The sequence below is a fragment of the Pseudomonas protegens genome (genome assembly GCF_013407925.2).
Lineage (GTDB): Bacteria > Pseudomonadota > Gammaproteobacteria > Pseudomonadales > Pseudomonadaceae > Aquipseudomonas > Aquipseudomonas fluorescens_AP.
In genome coordinates, this window is sequence record NZ_CP060201.1 from 3,834,013 (window position 1) to 3,857,909 (window position 23,897).

23 protein-coding genes and 1 pseudogene are annotated in these 23,897 nt (G+C 62.4%); 8 read left to right on the plus strand and 16 right to left on the minus strand.

Translation table 11 applies throughout. The annotated features are described in order from the left end of the window. Window positions 1–57: 57 nt before the first annotated feature. Window positions 58–1,530 carry a betaine-aldehyde dehydrogenase gene (gene betB, locus GGI48_RS17775; protein WP_016966360.1) on the minus strand — a complete coding sequence of 491 codons (1,473 nt, stop codon included), beginning with the start codon at window positions 1,528–1,530 and terminating at the stop codon, window positions 58–60. Window positions 1,531–1,611: 81 nt separating this feature from the next. Next, on the minus strand, window positions 1,612–2,232 hold the full coding sequence (betI, locus tag GGI48_RS17780) for a transcriptional regulator BetI (protein ID WP_016966359.1): 621 nt from the start codon (window positions 2,230–2,232) through the stop codon (window positions 1,612–1,614). A 486-nt stretch (window positions 2,233–2,718) separates the two neighbouring features. Here betI and GGI48_RS17785 point away from each other — a divergent pair, with 486 nt between their 5' ends. Further along, window positions 2,719–4,671 carry a BCCT family transporter gene (locus GGI48_RS17785; RefSeq protein ID WP_260620676.1) on the plus strand — a complete coding sequence of 651 codons (1,953 nt, stop codon included), beginning with the start codon at window positions 2,719–2,721 and terminating at the stop codon, window positions 4,669–4,671. A 185-nt stretch (window positions 4,672–4,856) separates the two neighbouring features. Here the strand turns inward: GGI48_RS17785 and choV are convergent, their stop codons facing one another. The 3 genes from choV to GGI48_RS17800 all read right to left on the minus strand — a co-directional run bounded on the left by choV (window position 4,857) and on the right by GGI48_RS17800 (window position 7,890). Continuing rightward, window positions 4,857–6,035: a choline ABC transporter ATP-binding protein gene (gene choV, locus GGI48_RS17790; protein ID WP_016966357.1), complete on the minus strand. Its 1,179-nt coding sequence runs from the start codon at window positions 6,033–6,035 to the stop codon at window positions 4,857–4,859. Further along, window positions 6,032–6,877, minus strand: coding sequence for a choline ABC transporter permease subunit (gene choW, locus GGI48_RS17795; protein ID WP_016966356.1), 846 nt, complete (start codon window positions 6,875–6,877; stop codon window positions 6,032–6,034). The genes choV and choW overlap by 4 nt, the downstream gene beginning before the upstream one ends. Window positions 6,878–6,942: 65 nt before the next feature. Beyond that, a complete protein-coding gene (locus GGI48_RS17800) occupies window positions 6,943–7,890 on the minus strand; it encodes a choline ABC transporter substrate-binding protein (RefSeq protein ID WP_179599398.1) in 948 nt (315 codons plus the stop codon). Window positions 7,891–8,317: 427 nt separating this feature from the next. Here GGI48_RS17800 and GGI48_RS17805 point away from each other — a divergent pair, with 427 nt between their 5' ends. After that, complete coding sequence (locus GGI48_RS17805) at window positions 8,318–9,694, plus strand: L-serine ammonia-lyase (protein ID WP_047306446.1); 1,377 nt, start codon at window positions 8,318–8,320, stop codon at window positions 9,692–9,694. 446 nt (window positions 9,695–10,140) lie between these two features. Then, complete coding sequence (locus tag GGI48_RS17810; protein WP_016962892.1) at window positions 10,141–11,244, plus strand: GlxA family transcriptional regulator; 1,104 nt, start codon at window positions 10,141–10,143, stop codon at window positions 11,242–11,244. Here GGI48_RS17810 and aac(6') read toward each other — a convergent pair whose 3' ends face one another. Together aac(6') and GGI48_RS17820 are read right to left on the minus strand one after the other, a co-directional pair. Continuing rightward, window positions 11,245–11,691, minus strand: coding sequence for an aminoglycoside 6'-N-acetyltransferase (aac(6'), locus tag GGI48_RS17815; protein WP_179599400.1), 447 nt, complete (start codon window positions 11,689–11,691; stop codon window positions 11,245–11,247). 66 nt (window positions 11,692–11,757) lie between these two features. Continuing rightward, a complete protein-coding gene (locus GGI48_RS17820) occupies window positions 11,758–12,021 on the minus strand; it encodes a hypothetical protein (protein ID WP_016962894.1) in 264 nt (87 codons plus the stop codon). A 271-nt stretch (window positions 12,022–12,292) separates the two neighbouring features. Here GGI48_RS17820 and GGI48_RS17825 point away from each other — a divergent pair, with 271 nt between their 5' ends. Genes GGI48_RS17825 through GGI48_RS17835 form a run of 3 tightly spaced genes read left to right on the plus strand, consistent with a single transcriptional unit; the run spans window position 12,293 to window position 14,012 of the window. Beyond that, on the plus strand, window positions 12,293–12,799 hold the full coding sequence (locus GGI48_RS17825; protein WP_179599402.1) for a PAAR domain-containing protein: 507 nt from the start codon (window positions 12,293–12,295) through the stop codon (window positions 12,797–12,799). 10 nt (window positions 12,800–12,809) lie between these two features. Next, a complete protein-coding gene (locus GGI48_RS17830) occupies window positions 12,810–13,580 on the plus strand; it encodes a hypothetical protein (RefSeq protein ID WP_179599404.1) in 771 nt (256 codons plus the stop codon). A 3-nt stretch (window positions 13,581–13,583) separates the two neighbouring features. Then, entirely contained in the window at window positions 13,584–14,012 is a 429-nt protein-coding gene (locus GGI48_RS17835; protein ID WP_260620460.1) for a DUF4952 domain-containing protein, read from the plus strand. A gap of 317 nt (window positions 14,013–14,329) precedes the next feature. Here the strand turns inward: GGI48_RS17835 and GGI48_RS17840 are convergent, their stop codons facing one another. From GGI48_RS17840 to GGI48_RS17860, 5 genes are all read right to left on the minus strand, one after another. After that, window positions 14,330–15,490 (minus strand): gamma-butyrobetaine dioxygenase, encoded by a 1,161-nt coding sequence (locus tag GGI48_RS17840; protein ID WP_179599406.1) that lies wholly within the window; start codon window positions 15,488–15,490, stop codon window positions 14,330–14,332. A gap of 25 nt (window positions 15,491–15,515) precedes the next feature. After that, window positions 15,516–15,992 carry a thioesterase family protein gene (locus GGI48_RS17845; protein WP_016962897.1) on the minus strand — a complete coding sequence of 159 codons (477 nt, stop codon included), beginning with the start codon at window positions 15,990–15,992 and terminating at the stop codon, window positions 15,516–15,518. Window positions 15,993–16,102: 110 nt separating this feature from the next. Then, window positions 16,103–17,068, minus strand: coding sequence for an L-carnitine dehydrogenase (locus GGI48_RS17850; RefSeq protein ID WP_179599408.1), 966 nt, complete (start codon window positions 17,066–17,068; stop codon window positions 16,103–16,105). 111 nt (window positions 17,069–17,179) lie between these two features. Then, window positions 17,180–18,067 carry a 3-keto-5-aminohexanoate cleavage protein gene (locus GGI48_RS17855; protein ID WP_047306439.1) on the minus strand — a complete coding sequence of 296 codons (888 nt, stop codon included), beginning with the start codon at window positions 18,065–18,067 and terminating at the stop codon, window positions 17,180–17,182. An 88-nt stretch (window positions 18,068–18,155) separates the two neighbouring features. Then, on the minus strand, window positions 18,156–19,100 hold the full coding sequence (locus tag GGI48_RS17860) for a choline ABC transporter substrate-binding protein (RefSeq protein WP_047306438.1): 945 nt from the start codon (window positions 19,098–19,100) through the stop codon (window positions 18,156–18,158). Between the two features lie 194 nt (window positions 19,101–19,294). Between GGI48_RS17860 and GGI48_RS17865 the strand changes: the two genes are divergently transcribed. Next, window positions 19,295–20,254, plus strand: a complete 960-nt coding sequence (locus GGI48_RS17865) for a GlxA family transcriptional regulator (protein ID WP_103740381.1) — start codon at window positions 19,295–19,297, stop codon at window positions 20,252–20,254. 53 nt (window positions 20,255–20,307) lie between these two features. On the opposite strand, the gene GGI48_RS17870 is transcribed toward GGI48_RS17865, so the two are convergent. The 4 genes and pseudogenes from GGI48_RS17870 to GGI48_RS17880 form a co-directional block, all read right to left on the minus strand. After that, window positions 20,308–20,724, minus strand: coding sequence for a DUF3010 family protein (locus GGI48_RS17870; RefSeq protein WP_016967164.1), 417 nt, complete (start codon window positions 20,722–20,724; stop codon window positions 20,308–20,310). A 34-nt stretch (window positions 20,725–20,758) separates the two neighbouring features. Further along, window positions 20,759–21,082, minus strand: a complete 324-nt coding sequence (locus GGI48_RS17875) for a helix-turn-helix domain-containing protein (protein WP_016967163.1) — start codon at window positions 21,080–21,082, stop codon at window positions 20,759–20,761. After that, window positions 21,066–21,319: pseudogene (locus GGI48_RS31175) on the minus strand (type II toxin-antitoxin system RelE family toxin). Before GGI48_RS31175 ends, GGI48_RS17875 begins: the two are co-directional and overlap by 17 nt. A 99-nt stretch (window positions 21,320–21,418) precedes the next feature. After that, entirely contained in the window at window positions 21,419–22,333 is a 915-nt protein-coding gene (locus GGI48_RS17880) for a LysR family transcriptional regulator (RefSeq protein WP_179599410.1), read from the minus strand. A 177-nt stretch (window positions 22,334–22,510) separates the two neighbouring features. On the opposite strand from GGI48_RS17880, the gene GGI48_RS17885 reads away from it, so the two are divergent. After that, the gene (locus GGI48_RS17885; RefSeq protein ID WP_179599412.1) at window positions 22,511–23,848 is read left to right on the plus strand and encodes a nucleobase:cation symporter-2 family protein; all 1,338 of its coding nucleotides are present in this window, start codon (window positions 22,511–22,513) and stop codon (window positions 23,846–23,848) included. The last annotated feature ends 49 nt before the right edge of the window (window positions 23,849–23,897 follow it).

Genomic DNA, 23,897 nt, shown 5'->3' on the forward strand with positions numbered 1-23,897 from the left:
GCGGCAAGCCAGGCTGTTGCCTGGGCCTGCCGCTTGTAGCTGGCTGCTGGCAGCTGCTTAGAACACCGAGGCGTAGTCGCCCAGCTCGACCTGCACCGACTTGATGCGGGTGAAGTTGTTCAGCGAGCTGATGCCGTTCTCACGGCCAACACCCGATTGCTTGTAGCCGCCAACCGGCATCTTGGCGTCGGATTCGCCCCAGGCGTTGATCCAGCAGATACCGGCTTCGAGCTGATGAATCACGCGGTGGGCGCGGTTCAGGTCCTTGGTGACGATACCGGCGGCCAGGCCGAAGTCGGTGTCGTTGGCGCGGCGGATCACTTCTTCTTCGGTTTCGTAGGTCAGGATCGCCATCACTGGGCCGAAGATTTCTTCACGGACGATGGTCATGTCGTCGGTGCAGTCGGTGAACACGGTCGGCGCCACGAAGGCACCCTTGGCGAATTCGCCGTCGGTCAGGCGCTCGCCGCCGCACAGTACGCGGGCACCTTCTTCTTTACCCTTGGCGATGTAGCCCAGCACGCTTTCCATGTGCTGGAAGCTGACCAGCGGACCGAAGTTGGTGTTTTCGTCTTCCGGGTTGCCGATGCGGATGCGCGCCACGCGCTCGGCGATCTTGGCTTCGAAAGCGGCCTTCAGGTGGCTCGGTACGAACACTCGGGTGCCGTTGGTGCAGACCTGACCGGAACTGTAGAAGTTGGCCATCATCGCGGTGTCGGCGGCGCGGTCCAGGTCGGCGTCGTCGAAGATGATCAGCGGCGACTTGCCGCCCAGTTCCATGGTCACGTCTTTGAGCGAGGAGCTGGAAGCGCTGGCCATGACCTTCTTGCCGGTGTCGGTGCCGCCGGTGAAGGAGACTTTCTCGATGCGCGGGTGCTCGGTCAGCCAGGTGCCGACTTCACGGCCGCTGCCGGTCAGCACGTTGAACACGCCCGCCGGCAGGCCGGCTTCGGTGTAGATCTCGGCCAGTTTCAGGGTGGTCAGCGAAGTCACTTCGCTGGGCTTGAAGATCATCGCGTTACCGGCGGCCAGGGCCGGCGCGGATTTCCACAGGGCGATCTGGATCGGGTAGTTCCAGGCGCCGATGCCGGCCACCACGCCCAGGGGCTCGCGACGGGTGTAGACGAAGGAGGTGGTGCGCAGCGGGATCTGCTCGCCTTCGATGGCCGGTACCAGGCCTGCGTAGTACTCCAGCACGTCGGCGCCGGTGACGATGTCCACGTACTTGGTTTCGGAGAAGGCCTTGCCGGTGTCCAGGGTTTCCAGGGCGGCCAGTTCGTCATTGCGCTCGCGGAGGATTTCCACGGCGCGACGCAGGATGCGCGAACGCTCCATGGCGGTCATGGCGGCCCAGATCTTCTGGCCTTTTTCGGCGCTGACCACGGCGCGTTCCACGTCATCAAAGGTCGCACGTTGCACTTGTGCGAGAACTTCACCGTTGGCCGGGTTGATGGCATCGAAGGTAGCGTCGCTGCCGGCATCGGTGTAGCCGCCGTCGATGTAGAGTTTTTGCAGTCCGAAACGGGCCATAGTGTCCTCGCAAGTGCATTAAGTAGTGGGCTTGACCACCGGGCGTGTCCCGAAGTTCAGGGCGCGCTGATCAGTGGCGGTTCAGGGGCCGAGCGTCTCTTTTGTGCTCTGGCGCTCCTGCTTAGCCAGTTGTAGATCCATGTATTCGTAAGCGATCCGTATCGCCTGGTCGGTGTCGAATGCATCACCCGACAAGGCACCACGCAGCCACAAACCGTCGATCAAAGCCGCCAGGCCGCGGGCAGCCTTGCGCGCATGGTAGAGCGGCAGGGCACGGCGGAACTGGCAACACAGGTTGGAATACAAGCGGTGGTCGTTGATCCGCTGCAACCTGTGCAAATCGGGCTGGTGCATGCTGGAAGCCCAGAAGGCCAACCAGGTTTTCATTGCCGGGCCGTTCACCTGGCTGGCATCGAAGTTGCCCTCGATGATCACTTTCAGGTGAGCGCGCGGACTGTCGTCCGTCAGGGCCTGGCGGCGTGCTCTGACGCCTTCGTTGAGCATGCTCATGATGTAACCCATCGTCGCTGCGATCAGGCCGTTCTTGTCCCGAAAGTAGTGACTGATGATGCCGTTTGAAACACCGGCCAAACGGGCGATCAGCGCAATGCTGGCGTCCCCCATTCCGACCTGATCGACCGCTTGCAGCGTGGCTTCGATCAATTGCTGGCGGCGTATGGGTTGCATACCGACCTTGGGCATCTGATACCTCTCCTTAGGCCTGTCGGCGGGCGTATGACGCCAGTCGACTTGTGGGCCAGTCTATTTTGTTTTGATTGAACGTTCAATCAACAAAGAATAAGATCTGCGACAAATCGTCGCTGCCTGGGGAGGTTTTCCTACTCGCGGACGGCGGGAAAACGACCTCCGAAATAGCCCAAAACTTACACGTGGCATGGCGTGGACCGGCAAGAGTAAGAACGTGTTGAAGGGGCAGGACGCTCCGGGGAACAGGCGACGAGCTGCAGGTTCGTCACTGACCTTGGATGCGGGTGCGCAACGCGGCTTTTGCGGTTTCGGGCTTTTTCGGGGTGTCTTTATATCACCCGATGATCGGCTGCCAACTAACCGATTGGTCGGGTGCGGTGTTGCCTTGTGTCCTTCTCTCGCACTGCCTGGAGCATCTGTGCAATGAGTTCTGCCTCTCTTATAAAGACCCCACCGGAGAAGGTGCGGGTCAACGGTTGGGTGTTCTACACCTCCACCGCGCTGATCCTGTTGTTGACCGCCATTCTGATCATCGCCCCGCAAGAGGCCGGCAGATTGCTGGGCATTGCCCAGGCCTGGTTGTCCCGCAGCTTCGGCTGGTACTACATGGTGGTGATCGCCGCCTACCTGGTGTTCGTGGTGGGCCTGGCGTTCTCCTCCTACGGCAAGCTCAAGCTGGGGACCAAGCAAGACACCCCGGACTTCAGCTACGGCGCCTGGGCGGGGATGCTGTTCTCCTCCGGCATCGGTATCTCGCTGCTGTACTTCGGTGCTTCCGAGCCCCTGGACCACTACTTCAATCCGCCGGAAGGCGTACCCGGCAGCAACCTGGCGGCACGCCAGGCGTTGCAGCTGACCTTCCTGCACTGGGGCCTGCATGGCTGGGCGATCTATGCCCTGGTGGGTTTGGCGGTGGCGTACTTCGCCTATCGGCATAACCAGCCGCTGGCGCTGCGTTCGGCGTTGTACCCGCTGGTGGGCGAGCGTTGGGTCAAGGGCGCGGCCGGCCACGCGGTGGACGGTTTCGGCATGTTCGTGACCCTGCTGGGCCTGGTGACCAACCTCGGGATTGGTTCGATGCAGGTGTCTTCCGGCCTGGAAAACCTGTTCGGCATGGAGCACAGCAACACCAACCTGCTGATCGTGATCATCGTCATGAGCACGGTGGCCACCATCGCTGCGGTGTCCGGCGTGGAGAACGGCATTCGCCGCCTGTCCAACCTGAACATCGTGCTGTTCAGCGGCCTGTTGATCTTCGTCCTGCTGTTCGGCCCGACCCTGCACCTGCTCAACGGCTTCGTGCAGAACATCGGCGACTACCTCAACGGTGTGGTGCTCAAGACCTTCGACCTCTATGTGTATGAAGGCGACAACGCCAAGTCCGACCGCTGGCTGGGCCTGTGGACCCTGTTCTACTGGGCCTGGTGGATTTCCTGGGCACCTTTCGTGGGCATGTTCATTGCGCGTATTTCCCGCGGTCGCACCGTGCGGGAGCTGGTGGCCGGCGTGCTGCTTATTCCCCTGGGCTTCACCCTGGCCTGGCTGTCGATCTTCGGTAACTCGGCCCTGGACCTGGTGGTCAACCAGGGCGCGGTGGAGCTGGGCAAGACGGCGCTGGAACAGCCGTCCATGGCGATCTACCAACTGCTTGAGCACTACCCGGCATCGAAGATTGTCATCGGTGTCTCGATCTTCGTCGGCTTCGTGCTGTTCCTGACCCCCGCCGACTCCGGCGCGGTGATGATGGCCAACCTGTCCTGCAAGGGCGGCAACGTCGACGAAGACGCCCCGCACTGGCTGCGGATCTTCTGGTCGGTGGTGATCACCCTGGTGACTATCGGTCTGTTGTTCGCCGGCAACTTCGAAGCCATGCAGACCATGGTGGTGCTGGCCGGCCTGCCGTTCTCGGTGGTGCTGATCTTCTTCATGTTCGGCTTGCACAAGGCCATGCGCCAGGACGTGCAGATCGAGCAGGAACAAGCGCAACTGGCCGAGCGCGGCCGTCGCGGCTTCAGCGAACGCCTGAGCCAGCTGGACCTGCAACCGACCCAGTCGGTGGTGCAGCGCTACATGGACAAGCACATCAGCCCGGCCCTGCAGGAAGCCGCCGCGCAACTGCGCAACCTGGGCCATGAGGTGCAGGCCAACCTGGGCAAGTCCAAGAATCTGCTGGGCCTGCGGGTGGAAATGGAAGAGGGCAATCCCTTCGTCTATGAAGTGAGCCTGGACGGCTACCTGGCGGCGCCGAGCGAATCGACCCAGCCGGAAGGGGCGGACAGCGAAGTGCGCAGCCGTTTCTACCGCGCCGAGGTCTACCTGCACAACGGCAGCCAGGAATACGACTTGATGGGCTTCACCCAGGAGCAGATCACCCGTGATGTGCTCGATCAGTTCGAAAGCCATCGGCAGCTCCTCGGCCGTGTCTATAGCTGAGTGAAGTAACGGACCGCTCCCGACGGAGCGGCTCCAGCCGCTGTAGGAGTCGGCTGCCGGCGAAGGCGCCCTTCAGGGCACTGCAAGGCTTCAGGGCCTGTTCGCTGGCAAGCCAGCTCCTACAGAAGGGGGGGGCCGTTAAAGCAAAACGCCGCGATTGCTCGCGGCGTTTTCGTGTCTGCGGCTTAACCCAGGTTCTTGCCGAGCAGCGCGTGGTAAAGCTCGCTGTCGCCCAGGATGCCCACCACTTGCTGGTTGTCGTGGAGCACCAGTTTGTTGCCGGTCTGGTAGCGGATCTGCAGCGCGTCGCGCATGCCGATATTGGAGTCCACCAGGGTCGGACGCCGGCCCAGTTCTTCCACCGCCTGCCCTGGAGTCCAGTTCTGCAGGTCCATGTGCGAGCCGTTGCGGCGGGCGCCCTTGATGGTGTTGCCTTCCGCCAGGTCGAGCCAGGAATCGCCGCCCGGGTCCAGGCACACCGAGCCGTTGACCCGCTTGCAGTTGTCCAGGCTGCGCATCAGGCTGCGACCGCAAAGCACGTTCAGCGGGTTGGTGTGGGCGACGAAGGTGCGCACATAGTCGTCCGCGGGGTTGAGCACGATCTCTTCCGGCTTGCTGTACTGGATGATCCGCCCGTCTTTCATGATGGCGATGCGGCTGCCCAGTTTCAGGGCTTCGTCCAGGTCGTGGCTGACGAAGACGATGGTCTTGCTCAGCTTGCGTTGCAGTTCCAGCAATTCGTCCTGCAGCCCCTGGCGGATCAGCGGGTCGAGGGCCGAGAAGGGTTCGTCCATCAGCAGGATATCGGCGTCCATGGCCAGGGCGCGGGCCAGGCCCACGCGCTGCTGCATGCCGCCGGACAGCTCGTCGGGCTTCTTGTTGCGCCACTGGGTCAGGCCCACCAGTTCGAGTTTCTCGTCCACCAGCTTGCGCCGTTCCTTCTCCGGTCGGCCCTGCATCTCCAGGCCGAAGCTGATGTTCTCGCGCACCGTCAGCCAGGGCATCAGGGCGAACTTCTGGAACACCATGGCGATGCGCTGGGTGCGCATCATCTTCAGCTCGGCGGGGGTACAGGAGGCAATGTCGATCTGCTTGCCTTCGTGCTCGACGAACAGCTTGCCGCGGCTCACGGTGTTGAGGCCGTTGATGCAACGCAACAGGCTGGACTTGCCGGAGCCGGAAAGGCCCATGAGTACGCAGATCTCGCCTTTCTGGATGTCCAGGCTGGCTTTTTCCACGCCGACGATTTGTCCGGTCTTTTTCAGGATCTCGTTGCGGGTCATGCCCTGGTCCAGCAGCTTGAGCGCCTCCCGAGGATCCTTGGAGAAGATAACGTCTACGTTGTCGAAGCGGATTATGCTCATGCGTCACCCCCTACTTTGGCTTCAGGTTGTTTGCAGATACGGTCGAGCATGATCGCCAGCAGCACGATGGCCAGACCGGCTTCAAAGCCCAGGGCAATGTCGGCGGTATTGAGTGCGTTGACCACGGGTTTGCCCAGGCCGTCGGCGCCGACCAGGGCGGCGATCACCACCATCGACAGCGAGAGCATGATGCATTGGGTAATACCGGCGGCGATGCTCGGCATGGCGTGGGGCAGCTCAATGCGCGACAACAACTGACGGCGCGAGCAGCCAAAGGCCTTGCCGGCGTCCATCAACTCTTGTGGAACATCGCGAATGCCCAGGTAGGTCAGGCGGATCGGCGCGGCGATGGCGAACACCACGGTGGAAATCAGGCCGGGCACCACACCCAGGCCGAACAGGGTCAGGGTCGGGATCAGGTAGACGAAGGTGGGAACGGTCTGCATCAGGTCCAGGACCGGACGCATCATGGTGAAGAACAGCGGCTTGTGCGCGGCGACGATCCCCAGCGGTACGCCGATGACCACGCAGACCAGGGTGGCGAACAGCACCTGGGCCAGGGTTTCCATGGTTTCCTGCCAGTACCCCAGGTTGAGGATCAGCAGGAAGGACAGCACGACAAATACGGTCAGGCCCCATTTGCGTTGGATCATGTGCGCCAGCAGGGCGATCAGGCCGATCAGGGCCAGGGGGTTGAACCAGGTCAGCGCGAACGTCACGCCGTGGATCATGGTTTCCAGGGTGGTAGCGATCGCGTCGAAGGTGCCGGCGCCGTGCTTCGTCAACCACTCTACGAAAGCCGCGATGTACTGGCCCAGGGGGATTTTCTGATCAGTGAGCATGGTATTGAACGTCCGCATGCAAGGAAAAAACAGCCCGGGCGGGCAAGCCCGCCCGGCGTAAGCGATTACTGGGCAAGCTTGGCTTTCACGGCTTCCAGGCCGGGTTTACCGTCAATGGTGGTCACGCCGGCGAGCCAGGTATCGAGCACCTGTGGATTCTTTTTCAGCCAGGCCTTGGCGGCCGCTTCAGGCTTCATCTTGTCGTCCAGCACGTTGCCCATCAGGCTGCTTTCCATGTTCAGGGTGAACGACAGGTTCTTCAGCAACTGGCCGACGTTGCTGCATTCGGTGGTGTAGCCCTTGCGGGTGTTGGTGTAGATGGTGGCCTGGCCGAAGTTGGGGCCGAAGTACTCGTCACCCCCGGTCAGGTACTTCATCTTGAAGCGCGTGTTCATCGGGTGCGGTTCCCAGCCCAGGAACACCACCGCGGTGTCGCGTCGCTGAGCGCGCTCGACCTGGGACAGCATGCCTGCTTCGCTGGACTCCACCACCTTGAAGCCGGCGTCCTTCAGGCCGAAGGCGTTCTTGTCGATCATGGTCTGGATGGTGCGGTTGCCGTCGTTGCCCGGCTCGATGCCGTAGATCTTGCCGTCCAGTTCCTTCTTGAACTTGACGATGTCGGCGAAGTCTTTCAGGCCCTTGTCATACAAGGACTCGGGGACTGCCAGGGTGTACTTGGCGTTCTCCAGGTTGGCGCGCACGGTTTCCACGGTGCCGGCGTCGCGGTAAGGCTTGATGTCGTTTTCCATGGTCGGCATCCAGTTGCCGAGGAACACGTCCATGTTCTTGCCGTCGGCCAGGGACTTGTAGGTCACCGGCACGGAAATCATCGTGGTCTTGGTCTTGTAGCCCAGGGCGTTGAGCACAACGCTGGTGGTGGCGGTGGTCACGGTGATGTCGGTCCAGCCGACATCGGAGAAGTTTACGGTACTGCATTGCTCCGGTTCTGCGGCGTGTGCCAGAAGCGGCAGACTCAGCATGGCGGCCAACAACAACGACGGGGAACCTTTCATAGGGGGGACTCCTGGATGTTTTTCTGGCGGCGTGTGGACCGCGCTTATAAGTGTGGCGGTTGGTGTGCCGGGGACAGCTCTACCACCGTGCCTTGCAATCGAGTCGAGACTGATCATGTACCAGTGAAAAACTGTCGCCTACGGGGTGCGTCGTATCCAGTACAGGGAGGGTCGCATCCAGTGTCGGTGAGGTCGCTTACAGTGTTTCCGGGCATTTTTTCCAGCATCTGCACCGCAAAAAACGCCCGCAACCCGAGCCTCGCGCCAGGCGGCGTTGGTGGGCATGAGTGGGTCGGTGTCAGACGTCGCGAGGCACGGTAAAAGCCTGATGATGCGCCCTTCTCGGCGGATTGCAGCTTGAGCGTAGCAGCTCCGTCAGAGGGCGTTTTCGACGCCTGGACTGTGCTCATCGAGGAGTTACGCAGTAATGGCTATCAGTGTTTTCGACTTGTTCAAGATCGGCATCGGCCCCTCCAGTTCCCACACCGTCGGACCCATGCGTGCCGCGGCGCTGTTCGTTCAGGCATTGAAGGAAAGGCAACTGCTGGAGCGGGTGCGGCGGGTCGAGGTGCAGCTGTTCGGCTCGCTGTCGGCCACCGGCATCGGCCATGGCAGCGACAACGCGGTGATCATGGGGCTGATGGGGGAGTGGCCGGACGCGATCGACCCTGCGCTGATCGGCCCGCGTATCCAGCAGCTGCGGGAAACCGACACCTTGCTGCTGGACGGGCGCCTGCCGGTGCCTTTCGTCTGGGCCCGGGACATGCGCCTGCTGGATGAGAACCTGCCGTTTCACCCCAACGCCATGACCCTGGTGGCGGAGGCTGAAGGCACGGAGCTGTACCGCGATACCTACTATTCGGTGGGCGGCGGTTTTGTCGTCGACCAGGCCCAGGCCAGCAGTGGTGTGGCGGACCTGGATCGCAGCGAGCTGCCTTATGACTTCTCCAGCGCGGTGGAGCTGCTGGATCTGTGCCAGCAGCACAAGCTGCGGGTCGCCGAGCTGATGCTGGCCAACGAGAAGGTCTGGCGCTCGGAGGAGGAAATCCGCAGCGGCCTGATGGCGCTGTGGCGCGCCATGCAGGATTGCGTGGAGCAGGGCCTCAAGCACGAAGGCATCCTGCCCGGCGGGCTCAATGTGCGCAGGCGTGCGGCCAAGTTGCACCGTAGCTTGCAGGAATTGAACAAGCCCAATGTGATCGGCTCCACCTTGAGCGCCATGGAGTGGGTCAACCTGTTCGCCCTGGCGGTGAACGAAGAGAACGCCGCCGGTGGACGCATGGTTACCGCCCCCACCAATGGCGCGGCGGGGATCATTCCGGCGGTGCTGCACTACTTCATGAAATTCAGCGAGGACGTGACCGACGCCAACGTGGTGGATTTCTTCCTCGGCGCGGCGGCCATCGGCATCCTGTGCAAGAAGAACGCCTCGATCTCCGGTGCCGAAGTCGGTTGCCAGGGCGAGGTGGGTTCGGCTTGCGCCATGGCGGCGGCGGGGCTGGCGGAGATCCTCGGGGCCAGCCCCGAGCAGTTGTGCAACGCCGCGGAAATCGGCCTGGAGCACAACCTGGGCCTGACCTGCGATCCGGTGGGCGGGCTGGTGCAGGTGCCCTGCATCGAGCGCAACGCGATTGCCGCGGTGAAGGCGATCAATGCCGCGCAGATGGCCTTGCGCGGCGATGGCCAGCACTTCATCTCCCTGGATCGGGTGATTCGCACCATGCGTGATACCGGGGCGGACATGCATGACAAATATAAAGAGACTTCCCGTGGCGGCCTGGCCGTGAGCGCGGTGGAATGCTGAGCCTCCCTCGACGCTCTGCCGGGTGTGAACCAGGGGCGCCGGCGCGCGCAAATGGCTCACTCGAGCCGTGGCGCGCCACCTTTTAGCGCGTCGCGAATAGACAAGTTGCCCGGCGCGCCGGCGGACCTGTCCGTGGGTCGGCGCGCTGTGCTTTGAGTGACACTCGCCGGCCTTGGCGCAACGCCTTGGCGGCCCAAGTGCTACCTAACTGCTCACCGCTTTTGTCGGCGCCGCTGCGCCGCGCCTTTCGGCGCTTCTTATCCGCACATTGACAAGGGCTATATAGACGCGTCGCGACGTCGTTTTCAGGAGTTATTGAATGCCCATTCAACTTTAGGCATGGCAATTGCTCTGTGAATATCAAGCCCGCCTCCGATGAGTCGCAGGGCACATAAAAAGAGCCTCCGCCTGAGGCCATCACCCGCTTTGTGTGAGGAGATATCGCGATGACGTCGTTCAACTCCGGGGCCCAACCCCAGAACCGTGCGCCTCAATCCATCGGCTTTCTGCTGCTGGACAATTTCACGCTGATTTCCCTGGCCTCCGCAGTCGAACCCCTGCGCATGGCCAACCAACTGTCCGGCCGCGAGCTGTATCGCTGGACCACCCTCAGCGTCGATGGCGGTCAGGTCTGGGCCAGTGACGGTCTGCAAATCACCCCCGACGCCTCCATGCACAAAGCCCCCAGCCTCGACACCGTGATCGTCTGCGGCGGCATCGGCATCCAGCGCACCGTGACCCGCGAGCATGTGTCCTGGTTGCAAAGCCAGGCGCGCCAGTCCCGTCGTCTGGGTGCGGTGTGCACCGGCAGCTGGGCCTTGGCCTGTGCCGGCCTGCTGGACGGCTTCGATTGCAGCGTGCACTGGGAATGCCTGGCGGCGATGCAGGAAGCCTTCCCTCGGGTGTCCATGAGCACCCGCCTGTTCACCCTCGATCGCAACCGCTTCACCAGCTCCGGTGGCACCGCGCCGCTGGACATGATGCTGCACCTGATCAGCCGTGATCATGGCCGCGAACTGTCGGCGGCAATCTCGGAAATGTTCGTCTATGAGCGCATCCGCAACGAACAGGATCACCAGCGCGTGCCCCTCAAGCACATGCTCGGCACCAACCAGCCCAAGCTTCAGGAAATCGTCGCCCTGATGGAGGCCAACCTCGAAGAGCCGATCGATCTGGACGAGTTGGCGGTGTACGTCGCTGTGTCCCGGCGTCAGCTGGAGCGGTTGTTCCAAAAGTACCTGCACTGTTCGCCGTCGCGCTACTACCTCAAGCTGCGACTGATCCGTGCCCGGCAACTGCTCAAGCAGACGCCGATGTCGATCATCGAAGTGGCTTCGGTTTGTGGTTTTGTTTCCACGCCGCACTTCTCCAAGTGCTACCGCGAATACTTCGGCATTCCGCCTCGTGACGAGCGCATCGGCTCCAACACCACCCAGCAGGTGGCGATGATGCCGCTGCCGCAAGCCATGGTCCTGGCGCCGCTGTCCGGCCCGCTGTCGGCCTTGAGCCAGGCGCGCAACGAGTCGACCTTCGCCAGCGTGCGCCTGTAGTCAAAGACGCTTCTTGAAATACACCACGCGCTCGGTTTCCTCGAAGCCCAGCGCGTGGTGCAAATTCTGGCTGGGCAGATTGTCCAGGCTGGTATCCGAGGCCAGTTCCACGCAGCCTTGTTGTCGTCCCCATGCCGCCACCTGCTCGATCAGCCGCTGGGCAATGCCCTGGCGCCGCTGCTCGGGAGCCACATAGATCCCTTCGAGAAACACCACCGGCGAGCTCTCGGTGCCGTTGACGTAGTCGTGGCGCAATGCCGCCTCGGCCAGTCCCACCGCCGTACCGTCCTGTCCATAGGCCAGCCAGCTGCCATAGCGCTCGGGCTGCGCCAGCATCTGGCGGATTTCAGCGAGGTGCTCTTGCGGCGGGCAGTCGGGCCATAGCTCCTGGCGCAATTGCAGCCAGCCGGACGGTTCGCTGAGGGCGCCGGGTTGAATGCGGATCATGAGGAAATTGCCTGTGTCGGTTTGGGGAGAGCGGACTCTAGCAACCGACTCAGGCCTTGGGGACTTTCACGCGCGCTTGTGCTGCAGGTATTCGGCCAGCGCCGGCAGCAACTGACGGTCGATGGCCTGGCGCACCGCCGGCAGAATGGTCGCATTGCCGGTGAGCATCTGCTCCACCATGCCCTTGAGCGCCTTGGCCCGCGCGTCGCTCAAACCCCTTACCGCACATTCGCAGGCCTGCTCGGCGCTGGCGCCTGCGGGCATTTCGAAACCCAGGGCCCGGAGTTGTCCCAACAGGTCGTCCTGGTCAATCAGATCCGCATGCATCATGACTTTTATCCTTGTTCAGGGAGCGTGGTCGTCAACCGATTCTGGTAGGCCGTCCGGGTGGCGGCAAGGGCAGATTGTCGCGATGGCCCGTTTACCTATGAACAGGTCGTTTTCGGCTAACTCGGTGCTATGGGCCCTGTCGTCGTCTAGCTACGGATCTGACTTGCATTTCAGATTCTTCTGCCTTGTTTGACCTGTCTCCTGGCGGCATAAGAGGTAGCGCAATGATTCAGGCCTTATCGCTGAACGCCGTTCTCAAGGAGCAATCATCATGTCAGGGAAGCCCGCTGCACGAGCCACCGACCCCACCGCCTGCCCGATTCCCGGGCATGGAGTGAATCCCATCGTCAGTGGCTCGCCCGATGTCATTTTCGATGGATTACCAGTTGCTCGTGAGGGGGATCAGACGGCTTGTGGAGCGACGTTGACGGGTAACTTGATCAGTAATGTATTGATCAATGGCCGACCTGTTGCTACCACGGATTCGCTGGGCAGCCACGGTAATGTGGTTATTGGTGGATCGGGAACGGTCATTATCGGAACTACAGTCACCGTTGCTGAATTCACTCCTATTGTTCCTCTGACTATTCAACAGTCATACAACGAACAGTTTGAACTGCTGGATGCTGAAGGCGAACCGGTTCCCGGTTTTAGCTACAAGATTGTGACCCCGGGAGGGAAAGTCTATCGGGGTGTAACGGACTCCAATGGATTGACGCAACGTGTCTTTACCAACGCGAGCGAACTGCTTCGTATAGAACCGGATGATGTCGTTTAAGGAGCCGCTCATGAATCAGATAGTGCTGGCTAACAATGTGCATGCTACTACCAGGGATGCAAACACTCGACAGCGCGTTGGTGTGACTACCAAGTATGTGAGACGGGCGGATGATAAAGGTGGCTGGTTAGGTGTTAAACCACTGTTTCCATATAAATATGATCGTGTTTATTTGTGCGAGTATACGAAATTAATAATGTTGAGGGCTGATAGTAAATATACGGCTTTCAAAGTGATGGATGGCAATGGAGAGTATGTGGGTAAGGAAGTTGCGCTGAGTAACTCTAATGTTCCTTTGTATATGTCTGATGTTGGCCCAGAAAAAAGTGGCGCAATAGTCAGGGTTAAGTACTCAACTCTGCAAGACAACGTCGAGTCAAAAATCAGGCGGCTTTTTTTCAGGCAACAATGGGCGGTGGCAACTTTTGCTGGTCTTAGTGCGCAGGTAACGCTCAACAGTGTTTGGAATGGGATTTATACTCCCATCCCACCTGGGAAACACAAGATCATGGCGCCAGATTATTCTCATGCCCATGTCAGCACCGCAGCATACAGAGCCGCCCATCCTGGTAAGGTTCTTTGTACTGATGTTTGGTTTCCTATCGCATTAGAAGGGACGAAAGTAAATAGCACTCGATATCTCCACGTCGGACATGTTTCGGAAGGTTGTGTTACTTTTTACGAACTTCTTAAATGGAATCCACTTTATGACTACCTTATAAATAAACGAGTTCCCAATACTGCTGGGAAATTCATTGGTGAGCTGATAGTGGAGTTGTGATAAGTGAGAAATATCTTCAGAGCTGTTTTTATTTTTTTTCTGATGGCGGCATCTAACGGCGCGTCAGCGTCAATTGGTTGCGGGGATTTTTTGAGGAGTATTGCCAGCCCGCCGGATACTATTGAGTTCGTTGGTTGTGAGTCGGAGCCCACGAGGCAGGGTGCTCCCTTGACTGCTTTATATAGAGTTAAAGGAAAGGATGCACTTGCCGTAGAACTCTATCTTGATAAAAAGATGGGTGTAACGGAGCGTATGAAGTTTGTCTGCTGTGTCTGGGAGGTGAGAGGTGAAACCTTCTATAAAGATAAGAAAACCGGGCTCGGGTACCACATCAGAATGGGGTCTGAAGAAACGATTCACAATAAAAGGGAAGAGTGGAGCAAGATTGGGTATTTCTATATAACGGTTGTTCACTTGAGAGAGCCCCTTTGACGCTGTTCATGTCTAAGGCCGGCTGTTTCTATGTGAGGGTGGTGCTGTTTACCGAGGCGGTCTGAAGGGCGCCGCTGGCTCTATTACCTACGAACACGTCGCTTTCGGCTAACCGGCTCGCGAGTAGAGTCGGCAGACTGCACTTAGCTCGCGTCATGATGGTTTGGTCACCTTCTCACCGCAGCTCCTCAGTAGTAGTCCCTGCCTCGATCCTGTCACGGCTTGATCGGGGCTTTTTTTTGCCTGTGGAAGGCTGGCCGGCATGCGTCGCCGGCCAGCCGGCTCCTGCGGGGGGCGCCGGTGCTGAGGGATGAGGATCAGCGTTGCAGCACGAGGATTCTGGAGAGCAGTTCGTCGCGGTCGATGTAGCAGCCCTGGAAGTGTCGGGCGCCGCTGGCCGGGTCGAAGGCGTTGCGCGCGTGCAGGGTGCGGCGGTTGTCAAAACACCAGAGTTGGCCCGGGTCGAGGCGACGGATCACCCGGAACCTGGCTTCGCGGGTCAGGCCGATAAAGCGCCGGTAGGCGCGGTACAGCCGCGGCATCTGTTGTTCGGTGGTGTCGAAAGGACCACGCAGGAAGTTGGCCATGCGAATTTCCGCCACTTCGCCCAGGGCATCCAGGGCGATGATCGGCGCCAGGCAGCGGTAGTCGCTGTGGCGGTCCTTGTTGCGAAACTCCACGGGTATTTCACACAGCGCGCGGAAGGCGTCGGGGTCTTCGCGGCGCAAGGCGTCGGCTATGGCAAAACCGTCGACGAAGATGCTTTCGCCGCCCGTCGCATCATTCACCAGGCAATGCAGAAACTGCAGCCCCGGTTGCAGTTCGCGGGTCGGCAGGTCGCTGTGCAAAGGCAGGTTGAAGGCGGTGTAGGCATTGCTGTCGGCGTCGGCCTTGGACTGCACGTTGAACAGCACGCCGAAGTTGCTCTCGCGAATAAATGAGATACGCCGGGCGATCAGGGCCAGGGATCCGGGTTCGGTGGGCGCGCCGCGTACCTGGGTCAGGCCGATGTCGCGCAGGGCCAGCAGCCATTGCAGCAGCGCCTTGGAGTCTTCCATCAGGGCCTGATAGTCGAACACCGGCAGTTGCAGCTGGCTGTCCCACAGCTGGTGCTGCGCCTGGTTGGCGCGGCGCTCCTCGCGGGATTGCCGGTCATAGGCGTGGGCCCGCAACCAGCCGGGGTCGAAGCGGCTCTGGTGGCCGTCCGACCAGTCGAGGCACAGGCAGCCCTGACTATCGATGCGCGCCCCGAGGCAGCCGAGGTCTTCGGGGACGTCGACGATTTCCAGTACCTGTTCGCGGGTCACGCTGTAGACGCATTCCGGGCAGGGGCAGTTGTCCCGCAGCCACTGATGGTGAAAGGGGCTGAGGCGCTTATCGCCCCAGCGCACCTGAACCCGGTCCGGCAATAGCTGCAGGGCGCTCAACGGGCTGATCAGCGGGTAACGGCGATAGTCGGCAAGGGCGGCGGTGTTCACGGTGATCTCCTTTTCGGGCGGGTTGCTATTGCGCTGCGGGCAGGCCGATGACCCGGCCGATGTAGGCCGGGCGCGGCAGATCGGCCTGTTCGACGGTCAGAGCTTGCAGGCGCTGCAGGACCGGCTCGCTGAACGGCGCCGAACGCGGTCCGGCCAGGTCGACGTGGAGCAGCATCTGTTCGTTGCCGGCCAGCTCCTGGGGATCACCGACCTTGTGCAGGCTGTGATACAGGTGCAGGCGCTTGCGGTCGTGGCCGATGATCTGGGTGCGCACCTGGACCTCGGTGCCCTGCTTCACTTCGTGCAGGTAGTTCAGGTGCAGTTCCAGGGTGAACAGCGAGTGGCCGCTGGCTTCGCGGTGGTCGCTGTCGAGCCCCAGGCGATCCATCAGGGCATCGGTGGCGTAGCTGAAGATCAGCAGGTAGAAGGCGTCGCGCAGATGGCCGTTGTAGTCGACCCAGTCGTTGATGATGCGGGTGCTGTAGGTGGTCAGGGCAGGCATAAGGTCACCGGATAACGGTAGGAGCCGGCTTGCCGGCGAAGGCGTCCGTTGGGGTTGCGCCTGGCTTGACGGCCTGTTCGCTGGCAAGCCAGCTCCTACGGAGGTTGGGGTTAATCGTGAAAGTGCATGCCGTGCTTGGCCTTGGTGGTTTTGACCGCCTCCAGCACCGCCAGCAGGCAGTCATCACGATAGCGCTCCAGGGCCGAAATGCTGTGGCTGCCCAGTTGTTCGGCCGTGCCTTCGACCACGTCGTCGATCAGCTGGTCGGTCAGCTCCGGAGCCGGCAGGTAGGTCCAGGGCAGTTGCAGCGCCGGGCCGAACTGGGCCATGAAGTGGCGCATGCCGGCGTCGCCCCCGGCCAGGGTGTAGGTGAGGAAGGTGCCCATGAACGACCAGCGCAGGCCGGCGCCAAAGCGGATCGCATCGTCGATCTCACCGGTGGTCGCCACCCCGTCGTTGACCAGGTGCAAGGCTTCGCGCCACAGCGCTTCGAGCAGGCGGTCGGCAATGAAACCCGGCACTTCCTTGCGCACGTGCAAGGGGCGCATGCCTAAGGATTCATAGACCCGGATCGCCGCCTGTATCGCGGCGGGTGCGGTGCGCTGGCCGCCCACCACTTCCACCAGCGGCAGCAAGTACACCGGGTTGAACGGGTGGCCCACCACGCAGCGTTCCGGGTGGGTCGAGCCCTCGTAGAATTCACTGGGCAGCAGGCCCGAGGTGCTGGAGCCGATCAGGGCCTCGGGCTTGGCCGCGGCGCTGATCTTGCTGTGCAGTTCCAGCTTGAGTTCCAGGCGCTCGGGGGCGCTTTCCTGGATGAAGTCGGCGTCTTTCACGCATTCTTCGATGGTGGCGACAAAGCGCAGGCGCTGTGGCGAGGCGCCGGGCGCCAGGCCCTGTTGTTCCAGGGCGCTCCAGGCATTGGCGACTCGCTTGCGCAGGGCGGCTTCGGCGCCGGGGGCCGGGTCCCAGGCCACCACGTCCAGGCCGTGGGCTAGGGCGCGGGCCACCCAGCCGCTGCCGATCACGCCGCTGCCCAGGGCGGCGAAGGTTTTGATTTCGGTGATAAAGGTCATTGCGTGCTCCAGATAAACACCCCGTAGGGGCTGGCTTGCCAGCGAAGCTGTCGGCGGCCTTGCGGGCCTCTTCGCGAGCAAGCTCGCTCCTACAGGGGGAGGGTGTGTGGGTTAGCCGCGTTGCTTCAGGCCCATCTTCTGCCGGCCCTCGGCCGGGGTCAGGACCCGGGCGCCAAGGCGGCTGAGGATTTCCGTGGCCCGCTCCACCAGTTGGCCGTTGGTGGCGAGCACGCCGCGATCCAGCCACAGGTTGTCTTCCAGGCCGACCCGCACGTTGCCTCCCAGCAGTACCGCCTGCGCGGCCATGGGCATCTGCATGCGGCCGATGCCGAAGCCGGCCCAGACCGCATCCGCCGGCAGGTTGTCGACCATGGCCTTCATGGTGGTGGTGTCCGCCGGGGCGCCCCAGGGAATGCCCAGGCACAGCTGGAACAGCGGGTCGTCCAGCAGGCCTTCCTTGATCATCTGCTTGGCGAACCACAGGTGGCCGGTGTCGAAGATCTCCAGTTCGGCCTTCACCCCCAGTTCCTGGATGCGCCTGGCGCCGGCCCGCAGTTGGGCCGGGGTAGAGACGTAGATGGTGTCGCCATCGCCGAAGTTGAGGGTGCCGCAGTCCAGGGTGCAGATCTCCGGCAGCAGCTCCTCGACATGGGCCAGGCGGGTCAGCGGCCCCACCAGGTCGGTGTTGGGCCCGAACTCCATGGGACGTTCACCGGCGCCAATCTCCAGGTCGCCGCCCATGCCGGCGGTGAGGTTGACGATGATGTCGATGTCGGCCTCGCGAATGCGCTCCATGACTTCGCGGTACAGCGCCACGTCCCGGCTGAACTTGCCGGTCGCCGGGTCGCGCACGTGACAGTGGACCACCGTGGCCCCGGCCTTGGCGGCCTCCACCGCGGCGGCGGCAATCTGTTTCGGGGTGACCGGCACGTGGGGGCTCTTGGCGGTCGTGTCGCCAGCACCGGTGAGTGCGCAGGTGATGATGACGTCGTGGTTCATGGTGCGATTCCTTACAGGCGGGTTTGCTGGGGGCGTGAGGTGGCCGTGCGCAGCCCTGGGCGGGCTGCGCGGCGGTAGTGGCGGTTGTTTACTTGCTGGTCAGTTGCAGGTGTTCGGCGGCCGGCTTGCCATCGAAGGTGGTGACCCCTTCAAGCCAGCGCTGCTGGTCCTGCGGGTGGTCCTTGAGCCACTGGCGGGCCGATTCCAGGGCGTCCTTGTGATCCAGCAGCGGCTGCATCATGCGGCTCTCGTCTTCGGCGCTGAAGGTCAGGTTGGTCAGCAGCCGGTGCACGTTCGGGCACTGCTCGGCATAGGTCGGCGCGGTGACGGTCCACACCGTGGCCTGGCCCTCGTTCGGGCCCAGGGCGTCCTGGCTGCCACTGAGGTAGGTCATCTTGAAGTTGACGTTCATCGGATGCGGCGCCCAGCCGAAGAACACGATGGCCTCGTTGCGCTTCACCGCCCGGGCCACCGCCGACAACATGCCGGCCTCACTGGACTCCACCAGCTGGAATTGGCCCAGGCCGAACTGGTTCTTGGCGATCATGTCCTTGATCTGGGTGTTGGCGCCCGAGCCGGGCTCGATGCCGTAGATCTTGCCCCCCAGCTCCTTCTTGAACTTGGCGATGTCGGCAAAGGTCTTCAGGCCCTTGTCCGCCAGGTAGGAGGGCACGGCCAGGGTGGCGCGGGCGTCCTTGAGGCTGGGCTCGGCCAGGACCTTGACCTGATTGGCCTCGACGAAGGGGGTGATGGTCTGGGTCATCAGCGGGTTCCAGTAGCCGAGGAACAGGTCCAGGCGCTGGTCACGGATGCCGGCGAAGATGATCTGCTGCGAGGCGCTGGTCTGCTTGGTCTTGTAGCCCAGGCCATCGAGCAGGACCTGGGTCATGGCGCTGGTGGCGATCACGTCGGTCCAGTTGACCACGCCCAGGCGCACGTTCTGGCAACTGGGGGCGTCGGCGGCCATGGCCCCTGACATCAGAAAAACGCTACCACTAAGCGCAAGCACACAGCGGCTGATCAGTCGTTTCATGTGGGTTCCCTCGGCAGGTCGTTATTGTCGATCCCGGCGTCTTGGTGCGTCGGTGAGCTCAAGGTACGCAGGCGCCAGGGACGGCAAACGCACAGCGGCGACCGACTCTTGCACTGCAGCGACCTGGCCCCTTGTGACAGGGGGGCATTTGGCGTATCACAGGGCCCACGCTGGCCGTCACCGGAGTGCGTTGCATGTCCCAGGACTTCTACTTCCTGCTGATGCCGGGGTTCTCCGCCATCGGTTTCATTTCCGCCATCGAGCCGCTGCGGGTGGCCAATCGCTTTCGTGGCGAGCTGTATCGCTGGCATGTGCTCAGTGCCGACGGCGGCGCGGTGCTGGCCAGCAACGGCATGTCGGTCAATGTTGACGCGGCCCTGGAGCCGCTGAAGAAGGGCGCCACCTTGTGGGTGGTGGCCGGTTTCGAACCGCTGAAGTGCCTGACGCCAGCCCTGGAGCACTGGTTGCGCCGCCTGGACCTGGAGGGCGTGACCCTGGGCGGCATCGACACCGGCAGCGTGATCCTCGCCGAGGCCGGGCTGCTGGAGGGGCACCGGGTGACCTTGCACTGGGAGGCCATCGAGGCGTTCAAGGAGTCCTACCCGCAACTGAGCGTGACCCAGGAACTGTTCGAGATCGATCGGCGGCGGATCACCTGCGCCGGCGGCACCGCGTCCATCGACATGATGCTCGACCTGATCGCCCAGGCCCACGGCCCGCAACTGGCGATTCAGGTCAGCGAGCAGTTCGTGCTGGGGCGCATCCGCCCGCGCAAGGATCACCAGCGCATGGAAGTGGCCAGCCGCTACGGCATCAGCAACAAGAAGCTGGTGCAGGTGATCGGCGAGATGGAGCAGCACAGCGAGCCGCCCCTGAGCACCCTGGCTCTGGCGGAGTCGATCAAGGTCACCCGGCGCCAGCTGGAGCGCCTGTTCCGCCTGCACCTGAACGACACCCCGAGCAACTTCTACCTCGGCCTGCGCCTGGAGAAAGCCCGGCAACTGCTGCGCCAGACCGACATGAGCGTGCTGGAGGTGAGCATCGCCTGCGGCTTTGAGTCGCCGTCCTACTTCACCCGCAGCTACCGCGCGCGCTTCGTGAATTGTCCGCGGGAGGATCGGCGGCAGTCGGGGGGTAGCCGGGAACTGGTTTGACTCGGGCTCGGTAGCGCTGGCGAGCCTGTTCGCCGGCAAGCCGGCTCCTACGGTTATTGTTTGAACAGGGCGGCGCAGGCGGTCTTGTAGGCTTCGTGCTGGTACTTGTTGAGGCTCGCCGGCAGGGCGAAGTCGTGCTTCTTGTGCTGGGCATTGATGGTCTGCGGCGACAGCAGGGTCACTTCGCAGTGTTCCAGCAGTTGCAACACGCCTTCGATCTTGAAGGTGGTGGGGCCGCCAGCGAACTCGCCTTTCTTGCTGCGCTTCTTGATGGCGATGCGGGTGATCCGGTGTTCGCGGACAAAGGCATCGATCCGGGCGGCGAAGGCCCGGACGTTGCCCGCTTCATCGTCGTCTTCCAGGGCGATTTTCTTGACGCTCAGCGGCTGGTGCTGCGGCGCGCCGTCTTGCAGGGTGGCGAGGGCGAAGATGGCTTCGCTGCCTTTGATCTCGATACCGCAAATGCTCATGGGGAACCCTTTCAATCAGTGAGTGAGGCGCAGCTTACAGCTCCAGCTGGTCGGCGCGTATGCCGAAGGCGGCGGCGATCTTTTCCCGGGTGGCCCGACGCGGGCGGGCGACGCTTTCCTGCTGGGCAAAGGCCGGCTGGGAAATCCCCAGGCGCCTGGCGACTTCGTCCTGGGTCAGGTGCAGGTGCTCGCGCCAGGCGCGGATCGGCGTGGCGCCGTCGACCATGCGGCTGACGACGTCATGGGGAATCAGATCGGCTTCCTGGTGTTGTGCCATGTACTGCGCGTAGGGAATCACCACGAATGCCGGGCTGCCGTCCGGGCCGTGGATGATCTGGATGTCAGTAGGTGCGTTCATCACGTTTCTTGACCTCTTGAACACTGACGATGTGGATAACTCGATCCCAGTCGAACAGGACCCGGTACTGCCCGACCCGCAGGCGATAGGCATAGTGTGGCCGGACAGGGCTTTGACGCTGCCACTGGCGGGCATGTCGGCCAGCAGGGCAATCGCATCACGAACCTGGACCTGATGCTCGTGGTGCAGTCGCATCAACTGCTTGACCGCTTTTCGACTCCAGAGGATCTCGTTCATGGCGGACTATATAAGCCTTTTATAAGGATTACGAATCCTTGCTTATATTTTCTGTCCGGCCAAGCCTGGAACCTTGTCGCTTTGTTGCCCGCGCCAGCGTTACCAGGTCGTGGACTGCCCGCGCCGGTCCACTTCGTACACCTTCTGGCGCAGCAGCCGTTCCTTGAGCCAGCGTTCGGCCTTGCCCATCACTCGCTGCCGGGCCCACAGCAGGTCCACGCCCACCAGCCAGTCGGTATGGGGGTAGGCGCCCAGTTGCAGTTCCACCAGCTCGCCCTTGGCCAGTTCGCGCTGGATCAGTTGCCGGGGCAGGGTGGCCCAGCCCAGGCCGGCGCGGACCATCTCCAGCAGCGCCAGGTAGTTTTCCGCCTGCCACAGCTGGCTGCAGCGCAGGTACTCGCTGCTGGGCAGCTTGTCGGCGTGGGCGCTGAAGGCCAGGCGCCGATGCCCATGCAGGTCGTCGAAGGTCACGCTGTCGAGTCGCGCCAGCGGGTGGTCCGGGTGGCAGACGTGCAACATGATCAGCTTGCCCAACTGCTGGAACTCCAGTTCCTGGGGATAGCCGGGTTGCGAAAAGGCGATGCCCAGCACCGCCTCGCCCCGGGTCACCAGTTCGCTGGCATCGCCGGACAGCGGATGGCGGATCAGCAGGTCGACATAGGGGAAGGCTTGCTCGAACTCTTGCAACGCCGGCATCAGCGGGCCGTAGGGCGTTTCGATGACGAGCGTCAGTTGCGGCTCCAGCGCCTGGGACAGGCAGTCGGCACTGGCCTGCAGGGTCAGGCAGCGCTCCAGCACCGCCTCGGCCTGCAGCAGCATTTTGCGTCCGCTGGCAGTCAGCACCGGGCTGCGGCTGCTGCGGTCGAACAGCTCCACTCCCAGGTCGTCCTCCAGATTGGCGATGGCCACGCTGACCGTGGACTGGGTCTTGCCCAGCTTGCGTGCAGCCGCCGAAAACGAACCGGTTTGTGCCGCTTGGACGAACATCTGCAGTTGTTCCAGTGAAAAGCGCATCGCGTCTCCCGAGCCCAGACAGGCTTGTGCCATCCATCGTTAAAAACGATGGGTGCTCATTTGTTGCATCGCATTCAAGCACAGATCATGGGCGCCGCCGTCCGAACTTCCTGCCGGGGCGCTGCTCCCGGATGCCTGCCAGAACAACAAAAGCCGCACCTTCAGGAGACCTGCGACATGACTATTTCCCGTGTACATCCCGTGGACGAGGTCCTGCCCGTTCGCCAGTTGTTCAGCTTCGGCCTGCAACACGTGCTGGTGATGTACGCCGGCGCCGTGGCGGTGCCGTTGATTCTAGGCAATGCCCTGGGCCTGACCCCGGCCCAGGTGGTTTTGTTGATCAACGCCAACCTGCTCACATCCGGTATTGCCACTCTGATCCAGACCCTGGGCTTCTGGCGGTTCGGCGCGCGGCTGCCCTTGATCCAGGGCTGTTCGTTCATTGCCCTGGCGCCAATGATCATGATCGGCAAGCAGTTTGGTTTGACCGAAGTGTTCGGTGCGGTGATCGCCGCCGGTGCCCTGACCATTGCCCTGGCGCCGCTGTTCAGTCGTCTGCTGCGGTTCTTTCCGCCGGTGGTGATCGGCAGCCTGATCACCATCATCGGCATTTCCCTGATGCCGGCGGCGGCCATCTGGCTGGGGGGCGGCAACCCGGCGGCGGCGGATTTCGGCGCGCCGGCCAATCTGCTGCTGGGCCTGGCCACGGTGGCGGTGACCCTGGTGATCTACGGCAGGTTCTCCGGGTTTGTCGGCAACCTCAGCGTGCTGATCGGCCTGCTGGTCGGCAGCCTGATCGCCGCGGCGTTCGGCATGACCCACTTCGCCCAGGTCGGCGACGCGGCCTGGTTCGAACTGAGCCCGCCCATGGCTTTCGGCACCCCGCAGTTCTCCCTGATGCCGATCCTGATCATGACCCTGGCGATGCTGGTGATCATGGCCGAGACCACCGGCAACTGCCTGGCCATCGGCAAGCTCACCGGCAAGCCAACCACCCAGCGCACCCTGGGCGATGCCTTTCGCGCCGATGGTCTGTCGACCCTGGTGGGCGGCCTGTTCAACAGCTTTCCCTACAACGCCTTTACCCAGAACACCGGGCTGATCGCGCTGTCCAGGGTCAAGAGCCGCTTCGTGGTGGCCGCCGCCGGCGCCATCATGGTGCTCATGGGCCTGTTTCCCAAGCTCGGCGCCCTGGTGGCCGCAGTGCCGACTCCGGTGCTCGGCGGTTGCGCCATCGTGATGTTCGGCATGACCACCGTGGCCGGGATCCAGGAGCTGTCGCGGGTGAGGTTCGAGGGCACCCGCAACGCGATCGTCGTCGCGGTGTCGGTCAGTGTCGGCGTGCTGCCGATGTCCTTTCCGGCGCTGTTCGCCCACGCCCATGGGCCCCTCAAACTGCTGCTGGAAAGCGGCATCTTTCTCGGCGCCATCACCGCCATCGTCCTCAATCTGCTGCTCAACCCCCGCGAGCCGGCGGCCGACGCGCTGCCGATCCATGCCGGACTCGATGACTGACAGTTGCTTTCAACCCGTCTTTTTCGACGGGACTCTGCCCATGAAAAGG

Bases quoted from the DNA above. Each gene is read 5' to 3' on its own strand.
- GGI48_RS17855 (WP_047306439.1), bottom strand. From the start codon at position 18,067: ATGAACCACGACGTCATCATCACCTGCGCACTCACCGGTGCTGGCGAC.
- GGI48_RS17845 (WP_016962897.1), bottom strand. From the start codon at position 15,992: ATGCCTGCCCTGACCACCTACAGCACCCGCATCATCAACGACTGGGTC.
- GGI48_RS17885 (WP_179599412.1), top strand. From the start codon at position 22,511: ATGACTATTTCCCGTGTACATCCCGTGGACGAGGTCCTGCCCGTTCGC.
- GGI48_RS17870 (WP_016967164.1), bottom strand. From the start codon at position 20,724: ATGAGCATTTGCGGTATCGAGATCAAAGGCAGCGAAGCCATCTTCGCC.
- GGI48_RS17805 (WP_047306446.1), top strand. From the start codon at position 8,318: ATGGCTATCAGTGTTTTCGACTTGTTCAAGATCGGCATCGGCCCCTCC.
- choV (WP_016966357.1), bottom strand. From the start codon at position 6,035: ATGAGCATAATCCGCTTCGACAACGTAGACGTTATCTTCTCCAAGGAT.
- betI (WP_016966359.1), bottom strand. From the start codon at position 2,232: ATGCCCAAGGTCGGTATGCAACCCATACGCCGCCAGCAATTGATCGAA.
- GGI48_RS17820 (WP_016962894.1), bottom strand. From the start codon at position 12,021: ATGATGCATGCGGATCTGATTGACCAGGACGACCTGTTGGGACAACTC.
- GGI48_RS17865 (WP_103740381.1), top strand. From the start codon at position 19,295: ATGTCCCAGGACTTCTACTTCCTGCTGATGCCGGGGTTCTCCGCCATC.
- GGI48_RS17825 (WP_179599402.1), top strand. From the start codon at position 12,293: ATGTCAGGGAAGCCCGCTGCACGAGCCACCGACCCCACCGCCTGCCCG.
- GGI48_RS17860 (WP_047306438.1), bottom strand. From the start codon at position 19,100: ATGAAACGACTGATCAGCCGCTGTGTGCTTGCGCTTAGTGGTAGCGTT.
- GGI48_RS17830 (WP_179599404.1), top strand. From the start codon at position 12,810: ATGAATCAGATAGTGCTGGCTAACAATGTGCATGCTACTACCAGGGAT.
- GGI48_RS17800 (WP_179599398.1), bottom strand. From the start codon at position 7,890: ATGAAAGGTTCCCCGTCGTTGTTGTTGGCCGCCATGCTGAGTCTGCCG.
- GGI48_RS17880 (WP_179599410.1), bottom strand. From the start codon at position 22,333: ATGCGCTTTTCACTGGAACAACTGCAGATGTTCGTCCAAGCGGCACAA.
- choW (WP_016966356.1), bottom strand. From the start codon at position 6,877: ATGCTCACTGATCAGAAAATCCCCCTGGGCCAGTACATCGCGGCTTTC.
- GGI48_RS17850 (WP_179599408.1), bottom strand. From the start codon at position 17,068: ATGACCTTTATCACCGAAATCAAAACCTTCGCCGCCCTGGGCAGCGGC.
- GGI48_RS17875 (WP_016967163.1), bottom strand. From the start codon at position 21,082: ATGAACGCACCTACTGACATCCAGATCATCCACGGCCCGGACGGCAGC.
- betB (WP_016966360.1), bottom strand. From the start codon at position 1,530: ATGGCCCGTTTCGGACTGCAAAAACTCTACATCGACGGCGGCTACACC.
- GGI48_RS17810 (WP_016962892.1), top strand. From the start codon at position 10,141: ATGACGTCGTTCAACTCCGGGGCCCAACCCCAGAACCGTGCGCCTCAA.